The organism is Listeria sp. ILCC792 (assembly GCF_900186135.1).
GTDB classification, from domain to species: Bacteria; Bacillota; Bacilli; order Lactobacillales; family Listeriaceae; genus Listeria; species Listeria goaensis.
Genome location: NZ_FYBO01000008.1, coordinates 107227 through 125334 on the forward strand (window position 1 = coordinate 107227; position 18108 = coordinate 125334).

The following is an 18108-nucleotide window of genomic DNA, read 5'->3' on the forward strand; positions in this document are numbered from 1 at the left end:
CTTATCCGAATGCAAAAATTAATATATATGGACATTCACTTGGTGGAATGAACGGACAATACGCAGTCGCAAACCTAAGCAAGAAGCAACTTAAAAGAATAACAGGTGCATATCTTTATCAATGTCCTAATGTTTATAATCTTCTAAATGCCGACCAAAAGAAAATAGCAGACGCTTTCACAGCTTCTAACAAAGGATTCATCTATACCGATCAACTTGACTTGATTGCGCTAGGTTACGGGGAGAATAAACCTACAATAGGAAATGTGTTATTTGTAGATGGAAAAGATGTAGGGGATATGGGCAAGCAACATATGTGGGGCGGTTATCAATTTGACAAAAATGGAAATTTAAAACTAACCAAAGCAGGGAACAGAAAAAAAGCCGCAATACTTCAAGCGGAAGGTCTGAAAAATCTTGCAAAACTAAAGAAAAAATTAGGAGCTGGTGGCGACTTGTCATCATCAGAAGAAAAGTACCTTGAAGCATCAGAAGCGTTTATCCGTGTTGGAACAATGCAAATGGAAGCAAAGCAAATGTGTGAGGAACTGGAAAAACTATACAAAAAAGATATGGAAAACGCAAGTGAACTTTGGCAGAAAACGCACTCGGATGCTAGAAGCTTAGGGGACTCACTATCAGAAACTGAAATTATCGGCGCGCTTTCGGACGGTGGGGCAACAGAGGCAAAAATAAAGCTTAAGCCAATCGCAAAACGTACTAAAAAGCTAGGGAAACTCAAAGAAATCGAACAGGATTATAATGATATAATTAATCAAATTCAACAGGCAATTAATGAAGTGCTAGAAAAAGATCGAGAATTAGCGCGGAAAATCGCGGAGGGATGAGACTTTGGAATTATCAAAAAGGACAATCATGCAACGTATAGACGATATAGAAGACGATTACAAGCGACAAATGAGGCGATTAGAAGCAGTAGAAGAAGACATGCGACATGCTGGCAATCAATTTTTAAAAACGCTAGATGTAAAAGCCGAACGTTTACGTTTTATGATTTCAAACTATGCCCCCGAAACGATTCCCCCGCTTTCACACGGATACAATATGATAACTCGTACACATGACGAAGCTACTCATATGATGCGTGAGGAATTAGAGAAGATTGAGGCACAACGGGAAGATATAGAAGCACAGTATAGAAAAGATATAGGATGCTTTAAAGATAATTTAATGAAGATAGACAGAGAAAGCGAGGAATGACAACATGAGCAACTCAATCGGGGACATGTTAGGCGATGCGAGAAAGAAACTAGATAAATCACTTATTACTACCTTTACAGCAAGTCACGCAGTTGCATCGGCTGAAAATCGGGAACAGTTGACGAAAGAAGCGGAAAAAGAAAAGACGGAAACCTTTAAAAATAATGACAAGAAACATATAGAGAAACTTAAAAGTGCTATTAAAGGTAATTGGTTCAAAGCAGCACAAAAAGCACTAGAAAACACTAGAAATAAATGTAACGATATTTGAAGCGTTGGCGGGGAGCGACCGCTTTTTTTATGTTAAAAATAACTTTTATAGGTATAGTTGCTATCAGTTGACGAAACTGGTAGCAAATGCGATAAACTAAATGGGAGAAGGAGATGAGCCGATGAATATTAAGAAAGTAAGTGAAGTGACAGGTGTTTCAGCGGACACAATTCGGTACTACGAAAAAATTGGTTTGATTGCGCCGGTGAAGCGGAATGGGAATGGAATACGAGAATTTGACGAGGACGACATTCGTTGGATTGTCTTTAGTCGGCAGATGCGGAGAGCTGGTTTGTCGATTGAGTCATTGGTAGAGTATTTATTGTTATTCCGGCAAGGTGATTCGACGGTTGACGCGAGAATAGCTTTAATCCAAGAGCAAAAAGAAAAACTAGAAGCGAAAGCCGCGGAGCTTCAAGAGGCGATAAGCCGTTTGCAGTTTAAATTAGAAAATTATGGACATGTGCGAGCTGCGGAAAACAAATTGCGGAGCTTTGAAGTAAATAGGGTTTGAAATTTTGTTTATTTTTTTTACAAAAACGCTTGACTTAGAGTTCACTTCAAGCTTTATGATAGGGGAGTAAAGGAGGAGTCGAAATGGAGTATGTGAAATTTGGTAATACTGGTATGGACGTATCAAAAATTTGTCTAGGTACAATGGGCTTTGGTGATGCAGAGAAGTGGATTCACAAATGGGTGCTTGGTGAGACGGATAGCCGCCAAATCATCAAAAAAGCGCTCGACCTCGGCATCAACTTTTTTGATACGGCAAACATTTACTCTTTTGGGGAAAGCGAAAAAATTGTTGGGCGTGCACTGAAAGATTTTGCAAATCGCGACGATGTTGTTCTCGCGACAAAAGTGCATCAAACCATGCGCCCGGGGCAACCAAATAGTGGTGGACTTTCTCGCAAAGAAATCCTAACTGAAATCGACCATAGCCTAAAACGGCTAGAAACCGATTATGTTGATCTTTATATTATTCATCGTTTCGACCAATTTACGCCTGTCGAAGAAACGATGGAAGCTTTGCATGATGTCGTGAAGGCTGGAAAGGCCCGCTATATTGGCGCCAGTGCCATGTACGCATGGCAATTCCAAAAAGCACAACGCATCGCAGAAAGAAACGGCTGGACTAAATTTGTATCCATGCAAAATCATTACAATTTAATTTATCGTGAGGAAGAGCGGGAAATGATTCCATTTTGTGAAGATGAAAACATAGCGCTAACGCCGTATAGCCCGCTAGCATCTGGTCGCCTTACGCGTGATGTTTCCGAAAAAACGGAGCGTTCAGCGACTGATACGATTCAAAGTTCTAAATATGATGGCATGATGGAAGCGGACATCGGAATTATTGAGCGCGTCGCCGAACTGGCGAATAAATACGCGGTTTCGCGCGACCAAATTGCGTTAGCATGGTTGCTGAATAAACCAGAAATCACCGCACCAATTGTGGGCGCACAAAAAGAACGGCATTTAGAAAGTGCTGTTTTGGCGCTAGATTTAAAACTAACATCAGAAGATATGGCATTTTTAGAGGAACATTATATACCTCATCCAGTTGTTGGGGCGCTTCCAAATCAAAAATAGACAAATAATTTTATAAATAGTAATGATGCGAGGTTCAGTGTTTAGAATCTCGCATTTTTGCATAAAAATCAGACTTGTTTATAAAATAACTTTCAGAATTTTATTTTTTATATTATAATGTAAATTGACTGCTTGAAGTATTCTTTTGGCAGAATAATATGGAAAGGGAGAAAAAGAGACAGAAACAACATGGAAAATACAATTAAGGAGGAGACTATGAAAAAGTTTTTACGTTTGTTAGCGGGAATTAGTTTTATTTTTGCAAGTTTATTTTTGTTATTGCCAGGAAACCAAGTTGATGCGAGGGAATATCCAACAGGATCATTAAAAGATCCAATAGGGGTTTATGAGCAACCTAAACCAAAACAACTACTTAGGTCAACGCCTTTACCGACTAAGTATGATCCTCGTTTAACTGGAGGAGACACATCAGTTAAAGATCAGCAAACAAGAAACATTTGTTGGTCGTTCTCTTCAAATGCTTCTATTGAAACGGCTGCTTTAAAACAGTTTGGCGTACCCTATGACCTTTCTGAACTTTATACGGACTACTATTCGGCAAAAGATGCAGACGGAATAATTGGAAATAACCCAAAAGCATATAATCGTACTTTAGGCGGTGGAGGACTTGAGACTATGGCTCTCTACGAAGCGATGAATTGGGAGCTACCAGTTTCTGAAAATAAAATGCCATATAATACGAATGCATCGTATTTACCTTCTTTAAATGTTTTATCTGAAAAGCCACTTATTCATCAACAAGGAATAAATCTGATTGGAGGACTTTATGTAACAGCAAGTGTTGAAGAGCAAAATCAAAAGGTGAAAAGAATTAAAGAACATCTTGTGAAAAATGGTGGACTCACATACCAGTGGAAGGCGGATGGACAATATCTTCAAGAGTATATAAATAGTACAACAAGCGCAGTATATGTACCTAAAAGTGACTATACTACCATTGATCATTCTACTTTAATTGTTGGATATGATGATAATTATAGTAAAGAAAATTTCAAGTCAAATGTTAGACCTCAAAATAATGGGGCCTTTATTGTTAGAAATAGCTGGGGAACCAATTGGGGGGATAAAGGTTACTACTATGTGTCTTATGAAGATGCTTATATCTTAACTTCTGTTATGTACGGTGCAAAACAAATGGAAACGAGCCAGAACTACGATAATATGGTTGCTATGGCAGAATTTGCACTGACCGGTTGGTATACTTCAACAACGGATACGTACATTGCCAATGTTTTTGATGCACCTAATGATTCAAAAGAATCCATTGAAGCGATTGCGATTAATACACTTCAATATGATACACCGTACGAAATTTATATTAATCCAAACAGTTCGGATAAATCATTCACTAACTTAAAGCTTGTTGCAAGAGGAGTAAAGGCAGACGCTGGTTTTGAAACAATTAAATTAAGTGAACCTGTACCAATCACAAGTAATGATAAGTATGCGGTTGTGATTAAGTTTTCGCTACCAAGTGGAGTTTCAACATTGCCAATCCCGATGTCCAATCACGAAGAAGTAAGTTATCCGCGTAATTCTGTGAAATCTGGAACAAGTTTCTTCTCAATCTCCACTAATCAAGCGAGTATGCGCTGGTATGAAGCTTCTTCACCGATTATTTGGGATGACAAAATAGCTCGTAATTTTTACACAAACGTCTACACAACTACAAACAATACCCAAGAAAAAATTAAAGATGTCTTTTTAGATGCGGATTTAGCAAATGAAATTGCTCGGCAGTTGAATAAATCTGTAGAAGATAATTTTACTACGGAGGATGCTGGTAAAATTACGCAACTACGTGTAGATGGTAAAGTTTCCAATGCGACAGGGATTGAAAGATTAAATAATCTAACTCACTTAATCTTTTATGGGGGAACTGAAAAACTTGAAAAAATAGATCTCAGTAAGAATCTAAATTTAATCTATTTAGATTTGGGAAATAATAATTTTTCTACACTTGATTTAAGGCAGAATAAAAAATTAGTTCGAATTAATTTGTATAAGAATCAATTGACAAATCTTGATTTAAGCCAGAACACAGCGCTTGATTATCTTTCCTTAAGTTATAATAAGCTCCAACAGTTGGATGTTAGTAAGAATACGAACTTAACATATATTGTTGCTGGCGGAAATCAGTTAAGCAATCTAGACGTTAGTAAAAATACTAAATTGAGTAATCTTTGGATTCATAATAACAAGTTGACGACTATTAATGTGAGCAATAATACCGAATTAAGGGGGATTAGTATGGGAGCGAACCCAGTTTATTCACTGACGTTACCATACCTGCCTAAACTGGACTTCTTAGATGTGCAACATACCCCTTCACTAAGCTCACTTGATTTATCAAGATTGCCTAATCTTAGGACGCTACATTTAAACAATGCCAATCTTTCTTCGATAAATCTTAGTCAAAATCTTAAATTGAAATTCCTATATCTAGAGTACAATAAGCTAACTAAAATTGATTTGCGGAATAATGTTGAACTCTATGAACTTTATTTGCATCGGAATCTTTTAACGGAACTGGATTTAAGTAAAAATGTAAAATTAAATCGTTATTTTTATGATTCTGATACAGTCACAAATTTTATCGCACCACAAAAATAAATAAATTATAATGAACAAAAAAAGAAGCAAAATCAGGTGATAACCATGGAAAATGGCTTGTTCACCTGATTTTTGCTTCTTTTATTAAATCATAAAAAATCTTTCAATCTCTTCATGCGGCAATAAATTCCCAATGAAGAATGCGCCAAACTCGCCGTAACGTGCACTTGTTTCGTCAAAACGCATTTCCGTGACAATTCGCTTAAAGTCAAGTGCATCGTCCGCAAACAAAGTGACGCTCCATTCGTAATCGTCAAGGCCGATGGATCCGCCAATAATTTGGCTCACTTTTCCAGCGTAACTGCGGCCAATCTGACCGTGATCGCGAATAAGTTGTTGGCGCTCGCTCATCGGGAGCATGTACCAATTATCCGCACCATCGCGTTTTTTATTCATCGGATAAAAGCAAATATGTTTTTTGTTCGGTAATTTTGGATAAAGCCGGGCGCGGACATGTTTGTTTTGATACGGATCCTCGTCACCCGCCATATGTGAGGCTAAATAATTGCTTAACTCCACAACTGAAATATAGGAATATGTAGGGACTAAATAATCCGCAATCGCGAGCTTATTGAATTCGTTTTCCACCGCATTTAATTCTTCTAAAGTTTCCCGAAGAACAAAAAATACAAAATCAGCTTTTTGCCCTAAAATCGTATACAGCGTTTGTTCGCCAGATCCAATGTTTTTTGTCACTTCTAAATTCGCTAAAAATGTGCTAAATTCCGTTAAAATCCGTTCGCGGTCAGCCGTAGAAGTTTCTCGCCAAGACGTCCAATCTACCGCCCTGAAATCATGTAAAGAGTACCAACCATCTAATGTTTTTACTGCTTCATTCATTAGGTTTCACACCTTTCTTATGTCACTAAAATAAGTGTATCATAGCCAAATTCGAAAGTCTTTTTTTCTGTTTTAGAAAAAAGCGGCTGGAATAAATTCCAGCCGCTTGAAGTGTTAAGGTGTCGATACAATTGCTGTGGCTGACCCAGTTAGCGCCCACGAATTGATTGCATTTGGCAAAATAAAGTGGTCGCCTTTTTTAACAGGCGTTTCAGCCCCGTCAATGGTAAGCGCAGCAGCGCCGTCTAAAATGCTTACAAGCGTATATGGCGCCGTCGCATCAAATCTCGCAGTGCCGTCAATTTCCCATTTGTAAACGCTGAAAAAGTCGTTTGACACAAAAGTCGTAACGGTTACTCCGTCTCGTTTTTCAACCTGAATATCAAGTAATGCATCGTGATGCGGAATTTTTGTGACGTCGATGGCTTTTTCTAGATGAAGCTCGCGCGTGTTGCCGTCCGCATCTTTACGATCATAATCGTACACACGGTAAGTTGTATCCGAACTTTGTTGCGTTTCAAGAACTAGCGTGCCAGTGCCAAGCGCGTGAATCGTCCCACTTGGAACATAGTAAAACTCGCCCGGCGCGATTTTCACCTTGCGTAGCAACTTGTCCCACTCGCCGTCCGCAACCATTTTCACAAATTCATCTTTAGACTTCGCATGGTGCCCGTAAATCAGCTCCGCGCCTTCCGCGCAATCAATAATATACCAACATTCCGTCTTTCCAAGCTCGCCGTTTTCATGCACTTTCGCATACGCGTCGTCCGGGTGAACTTGCACGGATAAATCCGAATTTGCATCCAAAATCTTTGTTAGTAGGGGGAAAACTGGGTCTTTCGGATTTCCAAAAAGTTCCGGATGTTCTGTCCATAGTTGGATGAGTGTTTTCCCAGCAAACTCGCCATTTTTGACAGTGGATGGACCATTCGGGTGCGCAGAAATAGCCCAGTCCTCGCCAGTCTTGTCAGACGGAATATCATATCCGAAGTAATCGTGCAGTTTTGTGCCGCCCCAAATGCGGTCTTGAAAAACAGGGTTTAAAAATAAAGCCTCTTTCATCGTGAACCTCCTCGGTTAAATATGTAATCTCTACAAAAGTATATACCAATTAAAAGTTAAATGCTACTTATTTCCGCCTAAAAATCCTTGTTTTTTCAACCCTTCTGGAATGCCGGTAAAATAAGGTTGCGCATAAAATTTAGCAATGCGTTCCGTATAGCCAATAGAACCTTCACGTTCGGAATAAGGAATAATCGTTACATCATATTTTTCAAGCAGCGGTAAAGTGTCTGTTTGGTAGGTTTCTTCAAAATAAACAGCTTCTTTAGGTAAACGAGGTCGGATTACGGATTCGGTATCCGGATAGCCCACACAAAGCCCGACAATTGGAATCACCATTTCAGGTAGCCCAAGAAATTCGGAGACCTCCGTAAACTCACGTCTAATTCCACCAATACAAACCGTCCCGTAGCCAAGACTTTCAGCCGCCGTTAGCGCGTTTTGACAAGCTAAACCAACGTCAGTTGCGGCAACAAGCAGTAAGTCTTCGTCGCTTTTCGCATTAAATGCCGTCTGATATTTCGCGCTCGCCAAATTGGCACGATGAAAATCCCCAACAAATACAAGAAAAATGGAGCATTCCGCCACATATGGATTTTTCGTCAGCTCCGCTAACTTTTGTTTACGTGCAGCGTCTTTTACCCCGACAATGGAATATTGTTGCCCATTAATCCAAGATGGTGCACTTTGAGCCGCGCGGATAATTAAATCTAAATCGGTCTCAGGAATACTTTTTCCAGGTATGTACTTGCGAATCGAACGGTGGCTTAACATTTGCTCAATGACTTTATTCAAATTAAATCCTCCTCCAAAATCAATTTCTTCTTCAAGTATAGCTTTCTTCAAGCGAAATGTTAACGCTATACTTGAAAAAAATGCCAATTTTTTCTACACTAGAAGAGAGAAAGGGTGTGAACGTCTTGGAAATAAGCAAACAAGAACAAGATCGGCTGTTTTTAGAAGAAACATTTTTAACTTCAGAAGAATCCGCTAAATTTTTAGGCGTAACGAAGCAAGCCATACAGTCTCTTGCGAAACGCAACATTATTCCGCACATTCGCAAAGGAAATGTCCTACTGTTCCACCGAATAGATATCGAAACTCGCTTGGCAAACCAGACCGAATTACGCAAAAAATATCGCCCGTATGAACATTAAAAAAGGGGATGAAACCATGGAAGATTGGAATAAATTTAAAGAAAGAGGGTTTGTAGTAAAGGAAACCGGTCCTGTTTACTACACCGCCAACATGGATGAAACCATCGCTTGGTTCACCAAAACACTCGGTTGGTACTGCGAAATTGATGAGCGCGACGAAAATGGAAGCGGCACATATGGCTGTGCGTTTGACCTCCCGCGTGAATTTGAAAGCCTACATATCGCGCCATTTACTGGCTTCCATCTTTTATACGGCGAACCAAAAGGCGGTACCGTCGCTTTCATGAAAGTGCAAGGCATCGAAAAACTGCACGCTCACGTCATAAACAGTGGCTGGGAGAAAGTCACCTTACACGCTGCCGCCGATTTTGAAACAAAGCTCTGCCAAGTAGAAACAATTGATGGCTACACTTTGCAGTTTTTTGAATAAAATTGAATTTTAAAAGGAGGGCTGGAAGTGGAAAAACCAGATTATTTAAAAGAAACTTATCAGGAAACAACTTTTAAATTAGCCAATAATGGGCCACGAGACATCTCCGTTTTAAAAGAAGTCATCGCAAATGTGGACGGGGAAACTGCGAGCGATATTTACGGTACAGGTTCGTTAATTTCAAATTTTGAAGAAAAAATGGCAGGGGTTTTAGGTCTGGAACAAGCAGTTTTCTTCCCAAGCGGTACGATGGCACAGCAAATTGCGCTTAGAATTTGGGCGGATGAAAAAAACATACCGCGCGTTGCCTATCACCCGCTCGCTCATCTGGAAATCCATGAGGCAGACGGCTTGAAAAAGCTTCACAATATTGAAACCGCGCTACTTTGCGAACAAGACCGCGTACCAACACTTGAAGACATTCAAACTTTGGGTGAAAAAGTAGCCTGCGTTTTACTCGAGCTTCCTCAAAGGGAAATTGGCGGGCAACTACCAAGTTTTGAAGAACTCGTTCAAATTTCCGAATACTGCAAACAAAACGGCATTGCGTTACATTTAGATGGTGCACGCCTTTTTGAAGTATTGCCTTTTTACCAAAAAGAAGCGAGCGAAATTTGTGCGCTTTTTGATACCGTGTACATTTCCTTTTATAAGGGCATAGGCGGCATTGCCGGCGCAATTTTAGCTGGCCCAACTGATTTTCTCAAGCAAGCTAAAGCATGGAAACGGCGTTACGGTGGGGATTTAATCAGTTTGTACCCGTACATTTTATCGGCCGATTACTATTTTGAAAAACGCAAAACTAAAATGGCGCTGTATTTTGAAAAAGCGAAGGAGCTTGCCGCTCGTTTCAATGCGCTTACAGATGTGAAAACCATTCCAGAAATCCCCGTTTCAAATATGTTCCACGTGCAATTTGATGCGCCGCTAGCAGATGTGGCGAAGCGAATTGCGATTGCCCAGTCCAAAACCGATATTGGTGTGACCGGCTATTTGCTTGAAAAAGGAAGTCACACATGCACGTTTGAAATCCCGATAGGTGACGCCTATTTGGAAATCCCAAATGACCAGCTGGACGAATTGTTTTCCGAACTTCGCTAATCATATTTTAAATTTTACAAAAAAAAGCAACCTTTCTCTCCAAGTTCAAAGGGGAAAAAGTGTTGCTTTTTAGCATTTTCTCATAGGAAAAATTATTTTAGATGTGTGGGTAGCTCATTTTCAGACTCGCATGTTTTTTCAAGCTCACAAGCTGCACATTTTCCTTGTCTGCTCTTTTTTGTGAAGCGAACAAGGGCAAAAATCGTATAACCGAATATAAGTCCACCAAGCAAAAGATTAACAAAAATAGCCATAGCACATTCAAGCCCTTTCTTAAATAAATAGATTTCCAATTTGATACACAAGAAGAACAATTACGTAGGCAGTTAATAGCGGATAGAGCGTTGCGAATGCAGTCCATTTCCATGACGCCGTTTCCTTCCGAATGGCCGCAACAGTCGCAAGGCAGGGGACATAAAGCAAGATGAACAACATGAAACAGTAGGCAGAAAGCGGAGTGTAAAATGCGCTAACAACGCTCCCAAGGCTGTCTTCTCCAACTGAATAAATAATCGCCATCGTTGAAACCACTACTTCTTTAGCTAAAAACCCCGGAATTAAAGTTGCGCCGGCTTGCCAAGTGCCAAAACCGAGGGGAACCAAAAGAGGCGCTAAAAAGCCGCCAATCATAGCGAGAAAGCTTTCGCCCATCGGAACATCAAACCCGCCTGGGCCAGCGTAATTGAGCAACCAAATGATGACCGAACCAGCAAAAATAAACGTGCCTGCTTTTTTCAAAAAACCTTTGCCTTTTTCCCATGTGCTGCGCCATAGCGTTTTGAATGAAGGGAAACGATACGGTGGCAGTTCAACGACAAAAACCGAATTATCGTTTTTAAGTAGCGTTTTGGATAAAATTTTAGTCATGAGAAGCGCCATCACAATGCCAATGACGTAAAGCGAGAGCACGACGAGCGCTTGATACTGCGCAAAGAAAACACCGACAAATAGCGCATAGACGGGAAGTCTCGCAGAGCACGACATAAATGGTGTAATCAAAATCGTCAATGTACGTTCTTTGGATTCTTCGATGGAGCGAGCCGCCATGATGCCTGGAACGTTGCAGCCAAAGCCAATGATCATCGGAATGAAGGCTTTGCCGTTTAGCCCAAACATTTCCATAATCCGGTCCATCACAACCGCAATCCGCGCCATATAGCCAGAATCTTCAAGCAGCGAAATAAAGAAGAAAATCACCAAAATTTGCGGAACGAACACGAGCACACCGCCAACACCCGCAATAATACCGTTTGTGATTAAATCAATTAAAAAATGACTTGTACCCAAGGACGCCAAAAATTGCGTGGTGAAATCTGTTAGTGGACCGCTGAAAAACCCGTCAAGCAAATCAGAGAGCGGCACGCCAACCCATGTAAATGTAATTTGAAAAATCAGCCACATGATACCAAGGAAAATGGGAATGCCGAAAAAACGATGGGTCACAATTTGGTCAAGCTTATCTGAAAGTGACACGTTAGTTCCCGTGTAGGTGACCGCTTCCACACAAATATCTTGGATAAAAGCACGTCTAGTTTCGAGTATCTCACTTTCAATGCTGCGTGTAAGTTTCATCGCCGTTTCCTCACGAATCTGTACGGCCGCCGAATAAAAAGGCTCATCTTGAATATGCTTTTCGGTCACAGGATTGGCAGTGAGAAATTGGAGCGCGAAAAAGCGCAAATGCTTACGCGGAGCCGTGTTTTCCAAAAGAGCAGAAAGGTCTTGAATGGCCCGTTCGATTGGTTTTGCGTAAGGTAGCTTTAGCGAATGATTTCGCGTGGCTTTTTCGTCGGTCAGTGTGGCAAGAATTTCTTCTGTCCCTTTGCCGGAGCGTGCGATGACGGGCAAAACCGGTATTTTGAGCGCCCTCGCCAGTTTCGGAATGTCAATTTTGATCCCACGGCCTAGCGCCACATCGACCATATTGAGTCCCATTACGACAGGCGCCCCAAATTCGAGCAATTCAATCGTTAAATTTAAATTCCGCTCAATTTGCGCTGCATCAACAATATTTAACATCGAATCAAATTTTTCTTCTATTAAAAAACGCGTTACAACAGTTTCGTCACGCGAGATAGGATGAATATCGTATATGCCCGGTAAATCAATGAGCTTACCTTTTTCCGCTTTTAATGTGCCGACTTTCTTTTCAACAGTCACGCCACTCCAATTGCCGACGTATTCGTATGAACCAGTCAGCGCATTAAAAAGCGATGTTTTACCAGTATTAGGGTTTCCGAGTAAACAATATGTATTAGCCATTTCGTTCCACCACGATTTCGCAAGCATCACAACTTCGAATACTAATGTACTGTCCTTTTGTTTCAATTGTGCAAGGACCGCCTAAAAAGCCTTTTTGTTTCATACATAGTTCGCAGCCTTCCATGCAACCAAGCGCCAGCAGACGTCTTTTGAGCATAGAGCTGGAAACATTTAAAGCAGAAATTTTACCGCGTTCGCCGGTTGAAAGTTCATTGAGTCGCATGCATCGTTCCTCCCATCGTTCAAAATGAGTTTGAGAATCATTATCAATTAAGTTCATTTTATCACAATATCTCAAAAAGTAAATGGTTGTTTAAAAAAAATATAAAGAAAGCGATATTTAGTGTAAAAATAACTCTCTAGAATTCATACAGTTTAGAAAAAATTGTAGTACAGATAAATGACGCAAAAATCCGTTTTTTTATGGCTTTTCCTGTTAACTTCATACATTTTATAGTATGATAAGAAAAGAAAATGAATTTGTGTGAAATTGGAGGAATAAAAGGAAATGAGCGATTTATTGAGAAGTATTAAAGAACAAGTTGCTGGAAAAGGAGTTCGTATTGTCCTTCCAGAAGGAAAAGATGAGCGAATTGTTGGAGCAGCAGCACGCCTTGCCGAAGAAGGTGCGATTACTCCTATTTTATTAGGCCAAAAAGCAGAAATTGAAAAAGCTGCAAAAAATGCTGGTGTTTCAGTCGACGGAATCGAAGTGAAAACACCAGAAACGGATCCATTATTTGATGAACTCGTGGCAGCCTTTGTCGAACGTCGTAAAGGAAAAGCAACAGAAGAAGACGCGCGTAAGTTGCTACAAGATCCAAACTATTTTGGAACGATGCTTGTATACACTGGAAATGCAGATGGTTTAGTAAGTGGTGCCATTCATTCAACAGGGGATACAGTTCGCCCGGCACTTCAAATTATTAAAACAAAACCTGGTATTTCGAAAGTAGCTGGTGCGATGATTATGGTGCGTGATGCGGAACGTTACCTATTTAGCGATGTCGCCATTAATATCGCACCAACAGCTGCTGACTTAGCAGAAAATGCCATTGTAAGTGCAGAAACTGCACAAATTTTTGGTATCAAGCCGCGCATTGCCATGCTCAGCTTTTCGACAAAAGGATCGGCAAAGTCTGAGGAAACTGAAAAAGTTGCAGAAGCAACTAAACTAGCGAAGGAAAATGCGCCAGAATTGACACTTGATGGTGAATTCCAATTTGATGCAGCGTTCGTACCATCGGTTGCTGCGCAAAAGGCTCCTGAATCCGTTATTAAAGGCGATGCCAATGTATTCATCTTTCCAAGTTTAGAAGCGGGAAATATTGGATATAAAATTGCGCAACGCTTAGGAAAATTTGAGGCAGTAGGTCCCGTTCTACAAGGACTAAATGCACCGGTGAACGACCTATCTCGTGGTTGTAACACACAAGATGTTTACAATCTTGCACTTATTACGGCAGCTCAAGCAGTTAGTAAATAAACATTAAGTCAAAATGAAAAAAAGAGAAGTAAAATTAATTAAAAGGTTCTATGCTTTGAAAATCAAGCATAGAACCTTTTTTTTGCAATCGTTTATTTTGTGGATTTGATACTAAACTTGCTCGTTTTTTGTAAATTGTCACAAAAATTACAAAAAACATAGAAAAAAAACAGTTTTTATATCCAACTTAACTATTTTTTAGGTGCTAATATGAATGAGTGCGAAACTGGAAGGAGGAAAACGAAATTTAAATTATGAATTTTGCAGAAAGACATATCGAGCATAGTGAAGTGTGCCTTTCTAGCTTTTGCATCAATAAAATATCATGAAAAAGGAGAATAAACAACGTGAACATGAAGAAATCTAAATTAAAAAAGATGACTATCAGCGCGATTACAGCAACTATGGTAGCTTCTACACTTGTAACAGCACTTCCGTTCAATGTAGTTGCTAGTGGCACTAGCACTGGATCAGAAGGAACAAAATTAACCAACCTAAAGTCAACATCTACAAACTTGTTGGGGGCTGCTGCTAACTTCGATAATAAAAACTACTGGACGCCAATTTATTGGACAGCGGCTAATACTATTAATGACACAAAATATGCTAGCTGGGATAGTTATCCTGGGGATAGCTGGGATTATTTTGGCGTGTATAGTATGAGTACTAAATTCGAAGGAAATGGTTCAGTACAACTTAGCTCACCACAAATGTTGAAATCTATGGGGATTGGACGTGCGTTTACCACAGTTCCAGGACATCGCTATAAAATCTCATATACTGCAACTAATGTAGATGGGAACAATAATGTTGCGGTAGTTGTCAATGATGGTTCTGCTGTACACCAAGCTTTATACAATCCATTACCTCTTTGGATGAATATACCGAACCCAGGTACTTGGGTTGGCGCATCTGGATCACAGCAAACAGGTGAATTTGTAGCAACATCTAATTCAACATCCGTTTCTTTGGAAACAACAACTGGTACAGTTCGAATTAGTAACCTTAGTATAGTTGACTTAAGTGACATAGAAAGAACAACTATTAATAGTTTAACTACAGACTCAACAAGTGTGAATGGAACCGCAGAACCGAATGCAGACATTGTTATTAAAGATCAAAATAACAATCAACTTGCTACAGGGAAAGTATCAGGGGATGGCACATATCAATTTGGCATTCCAAAACAAGCAGCTGGAACAGTTGTGACGGCATATGTAACAGCAAATGGTGTAAACGCAGATCCGGCATCAACAACGGTAACGCAAGGAAACCTAGCACCAACAACGATTGATAATCTAACAACAGATTCCGTGAAAGCCGAAGGAACAGCCGAGCCAAACGCGGATATGACGATTAAAGTTGGTCAAACAACGATTGCAACAGGAAAAGCAGATGCTAGCGGTCATTACAGCATTACGATTCCAAAACAAACAGTTGGAACAGTTGTCGAATCAACGGCAACAAAAAATGGCAAAACATCAAATACGGCAACCACAACAGTTACTCAAGGAGCGATTGCCGCAACGACAATTAACAGTCTAACAACCGATTCCGTGAAAGCAGAAGGAACGGCTGAACCAAACGCGGATATGACAATTAAAGTCGGTCAAACAACAATTGCAACAGGAAAAGCAGATGCTAGTGGTCATTACAGCATTACGATTCCAAAACAAGCAGTTGGAACAGTTGTCGAAGCAACGGCAACAAAAAATGGTACAACATCAAATACGGCATCAACAACGGTAACGCAAGGAAACCTTGCTCCAACAACAATTGGTGATTTAACAACCGATTCCGTGAAAGCCGAAGGAACAGCCGAGCCAAATGCGGACATGACGATTAAAGTCGGCCAAACAACGATTGCGACAGGGAGAACAGATGCTAGCGGTCACTACAGCATTACGATTCCAAAACAAGCCGTTGGAACAGTTGTCGAAGCAACGGCAACAAAAAATGGTGTAACATCAAATACGGCTACCACAACGGTGACTCAAGGAGAATTAGCACCGACAACGATTGGTGCTTTGACAACGGATTCTACGGTAGCTCAAGGGAATGCAGAACCAAATGCAACAATTGTGATTAAAGATCAAAATAATAATCAATTAGCAAGCGGTCGCGTAGGTTCAGATGGTACGTACCTGCTTTTAATTCCAAAACAAGAAGTTGGAACAGTTGTTACAGCTACGGCAACGAAAAATGGTAAATCATCCAGTGCGAGCACAACGGTTACTCAAGGAGAGCTAGCACCGACAACGATTGGTGATTTAACAACGGATTCCACAACGGCACGAGGAACAGCTGAACCGAATGCTAACATTGCGATTAAAGTCGGTCAAACGACAATTGCAACCGGACAAGTAGGTCCAGACGGAAATTACAGCTTAACGATTCCAAAACAAGCTGTCGGAACTATTGTGACTGCAACAGCAACGAAAGCAGATAAATCGGCTAGTGCGGACACAACGGTCACTCAAGGAGAAATTGAGCAAACAACGATTCAAGCGTTGACAACGGATTCCACAACGGCACAAGGAACGGCTGAACCGAATGCCGACATTGCAATTACAGTTGGTCAAACCACGATTGCGACAGGAAAAGTGGGCTCTGATGGAATTTATAGTTTAACAATTCCAAAACAACCAGCAAATGCTGTTGTAAGCGCGACTGCAACAGTTGGAACAAAAACATCGAGTGCAATGACCATTGTTAGTGATATGAATATTGCACAAACAACTATTGACGGACTGACAACAGATTCAACAAGTGTAACAGGTCATGCAGAACCCAATGCGATAATTGTCATTAAAGATCAAAATAATAATCAAATTGCCAGCGGCCTAGTAGGTTCTGATGGTATTTACAGCATGACAATTGCAAAACAAGCAGCTGGAACAGTTGTGACAGCAACTGCAAGTGCAAAAGGGAAAACATCGAGTGCATCTACACCTGTTATTGACATGAGTATTGCACAAACTACGATTAATTCATTGACAGCTGACTCCACAACGGCACAAGGAACAGCTGAGCCAAATGCGAGTCTTGTCATTAAAAATCAAGCAGGTGCAACAATTGGAACTGGTACAGTAGGTTCTGATGGTCGCTACACGATTACGATTCCAAAACAAGCAGAAGGCGAACGTGTGACAGCAACAGCGTCAGCAAAAGGGAAAACCTCAAGTGCTACAACTGTAGTAACAGCAGGGACACCTATTGCAGCAACGACCATTAATAATTTAACAACGGACTCTGTAAAGGCAGAAGGAACCGCAGAACCAAATTCTGATATTGTGATTAAAGTCGGTCAAACGACGATTGCAACAGGAAAAGTAGGATCAGACGGAAATTATAGCCTGACCATTCCAAAACAAGCAGTCGGAACCATTGTAACGGCAACGGCAACAGCAGATGGAAAAACTTCAAGTGCGAGTACAACGGTTACTCAAGGTAATATTGCACCAACAACAATTGGTAACTTAACAACGGATTCTGTGAAAGCAGAAGGAACCGCAGAACCAAATGCAAGTCTTGTGATTAAAGTCGGTCAAACGACGATTGCAACAGGGCAAGTAGGTCCAGACGGAAATTACAGCATTACGATTCCAAAACAAGCAGTCGGAACCATTGTGACAGCAACCGCAACGAAGAATGGTAAATCTTCCAGTGCGAATACAACCGTCACCCAAGGTAATATTGCACCAACAACAATCGGTAACTTAACAACAGATTCTGTGAAAGCAGAAGGAACCGCAGAACCAAATGCAAGTCTTGTCATTAAAGTAGGACAAAACACAATTGCAACAGGAACAGTAGCTTCTGATGGCACATACAGTGTGACTATTCCGAAACAAGCGGTTGGAACGGTCGTAACGGCAAGTGCAACAGCGAAAGGCAAAACAGAAAGTGCAAATACTACGGTTACACAAGGTAATATTGCGCCAACGACAATTAATGCCTTAAATTCTGATTCTACAAAAGCAGAAGGAACGGCAGAACCGAATGCAGATGTAACTATTAAAGTAGGTAACACTACGATTGCAACAGGAAA

Annotated in this window: 17 protein-coding genes; 11 read left to right on the forward strand and 6 right to left on the reverse strand. The window is 40.5% G+C overall.

Annotated features, from left to right (window positions below):
- Window positions 1-47 precede the first annotated feature (47 nt).
- The 6 genes from CFS60_RS09855 to CFS60_RS09880 all read left to right on the forward strand — a co-directional run bounded on the left by CFS60_RS09855 (window position 48) and on the right by CFS60_RS09880 (window position 5719).
- Complete coding sequence (locus tag CFS60_RS09855; RefSeq protein ID WP_369823193.1) at window positions 48-848, forward strand: hypothetical protein; 801 nt, start codon at window positions 48-50, stop codon at window positions 846-848.
- Window positions 849-852: 4 nt separating this feature from the next.
- A complete protein-coding gene (locus CFS60_RS09860; RefSeq protein ID WP_088825413.1) occupies window positions 853-1221 on the forward strand; it encodes a hypothetical protein in 369 nt (122 codons plus the stop codon).
- Window positions 1222-1225: 4 nt separating this feature from the next.
- Window positions 1226-1492 (forward strand): hypothetical protein, encoded by a 267-nt coding sequence (locus CFS60_RS09865; RefSeq protein WP_088839183.1) that lies wholly within the window; start codon window positions 1226-1228, stop codon window positions 1490-1492.
- 121 nt (window positions 1493-1613) lie between these two features.
- Window positions 1614-2006 carry a MerR family transcriptional regulator gene (locus tag CFS60_RS09870; RefSeq protein WP_088815520.1) on the forward strand — a complete coding sequence of 131 codons (393 nt, stop codon included), beginning with the start codon at window positions 1614-1616 and terminating at the stop codon, window positions 2004-2006.
- 83 nt (window positions 2007-2089) lie between these two features.
- Window positions 2090-3085: an aldo/keto reductase gene (locus CFS60_RS09875; RefSeq protein ID WP_088810507.1), complete on the forward strand. Its 996-nt coding sequence runs from the start codon at window positions 2090-2092 to the stop codon at window positions 3083-3085.
- Window positions 3086-3301: 216 nt separating this feature from the next.
- Window positions 3302-5719: a lectin like domain-containing protein gene (locus CFS60_RS09880; protein ID WP_159458304.1), complete on the forward strand. Its 2418-nt coding sequence runs from the start codon at window positions 3302-3304 to the stop codon at window positions 5717-5719.
- An 84-nt stretch (window positions 5720-5803) separates the two neighbouring features.
- On the opposite strand, the gene hemQ is transcribed toward CFS60_RS09880, so the two are convergent.
- The 3 genes from hemQ to CFS60_RS09895 form a co-directional block, all read right to left on the reverse strand.
- Window positions 5804-6559 carry a hydrogen peroxide-dependent heme synthase gene (gene hemQ, locus CFS60_RS09885; protein ID WP_088839187.1) on the reverse strand — a complete coding sequence of 252 codons (756 nt, stop codon included), beginning with the start codon at window positions 6557-6559 and terminating at the stop codon, window positions 5804-5806.
- A 114-nt stretch (window positions 6560-6673) separates the two neighbouring features.
- Complete coding sequence (gene manA / locus CFS60_RS09890; RefSeq protein ID WP_088825416.1) at window positions 6674-7621, reverse strand: mannose-6-phosphate isomerase, class I; 948 nt, start codon at window positions 7619-7621, stop codon at window positions 6674-6676.
- Window positions 7622-7684: 63 nt separating this feature from the next.
- A complete protein-coding gene (locus CFS60_RS09895) occupies window positions 7685-8416 on the reverse strand; it encodes an NADPH-dependent oxidoreductase (RefSeq protein WP_088810503.1) in 732 nt (243 codons plus the stop codon).
- A 125-nt stretch (window positions 8417-8541) separates the two neighbouring features.
- Between CFS60_RS09895 and CFS60_RS09900 the strand changes: the two genes are divergently transcribed.
- The 3 genes from CFS60_RS09900 to CFS60_RS09910 are packed head-to-tail and all read left to right on the forward strand — an operon-like array spanning window position 8542 to window position 10309.
- Window positions 8542-8778 carry a helix-turn-helix domain-containing protein gene (locus tag CFS60_RS09900; protein WP_088810616.1) on the forward strand — a complete coding sequence of 79 codons (237 nt, stop codon included), beginning with the start codon at window positions 8542-8544 and terminating at the stop codon, window positions 8776-8778.
- 16 nt (window positions 8779-8794) lie between these two features.
- Window positions 8795-9208, forward strand: a complete 414-nt coding sequence (locus CFS60_RS09905) for a hypothetical protein (protein WP_088810502.1) — start codon at window positions 8795-8797, stop codon at window positions 9206-9208.
- Window positions 9209-9235: 27 nt separating this feature from the next.
- On the forward strand, window positions 9236-10309 hold the full coding sequence (locus tag CFS60_RS09910; protein WP_088810501.1) for a low specificity L-threonine aldolase: 1074 nt from the start codon (window positions 9236-9238) through the stop codon (window positions 10307-10309).
- Between the two features lie 92 nt (window positions 10310-10401).
- Here CFS60_RS09910 and CFS60_RS14080 read toward each other — a convergent pair whose 3' ends face one another.
- The 3 genes from CFS60_RS14080 to CFS60_RS09925 are packed head-to-tail and all read right to left on the reverse strand — an operon-like array spanning window position 10402 to window position 12794.
- Window positions 10402-10563 (reverse strand): FeoB-associated Cys-rich membrane protein, encoded by a 162-nt coding sequence (locus CFS60_RS14080; RefSeq protein ID WP_088815722.1) that lies wholly within the window; start codon window positions 10561-10563, stop codon window positions 10402-10404.
- Between the two features lie 19 nt (window positions 10564-10582).
- A complete protein-coding gene (gene feoB, locus CFS60_RS09920) occupies window positions 10583-12571 on the reverse strand; it encodes a ferrous iron transport protein B (protein ID WP_088839189.1) in 1989 nt (662 codons plus the stop codon).
- Entirely contained in the window at window positions 12564-12794 is a 231-nt protein-coding gene (locus tag CFS60_RS09925; RefSeq protein ID WP_088810499.1) for a FeoA family protein, read from the reverse strand. The genes feoB and CFS60_RS09925 overlap by 8 nt, the downstream gene beginning before the upstream one ends.
- A 285-nt stretch (window positions 12795-13079) precedes the next feature.
- On the opposite strand from CFS60_RS09925, the gene pta reads away from it, so the two are divergent.
- Both pta and CFS60_RS09935 read left to right on the forward strand, forming a co-directional pair.
- Window positions 13080-14057, forward strand: coding sequence for a phosphate acetyltransferase (pta, locus tag CFS60_RS09930; protein WP_088810498.1), 978 nt, complete (start codon window positions 13080-13082; stop codon window positions 14055-14057).
- Between the two features lie 353 nt (window positions 14058-14410).
- Window positions 14411-18108: Ig-like domain-containing protein (locus CFS60_RS09935; RefSeq protein ID WP_255387563.1), on the forward strand; the 3698-nt coding region annotated here is incomplete at its 3' end.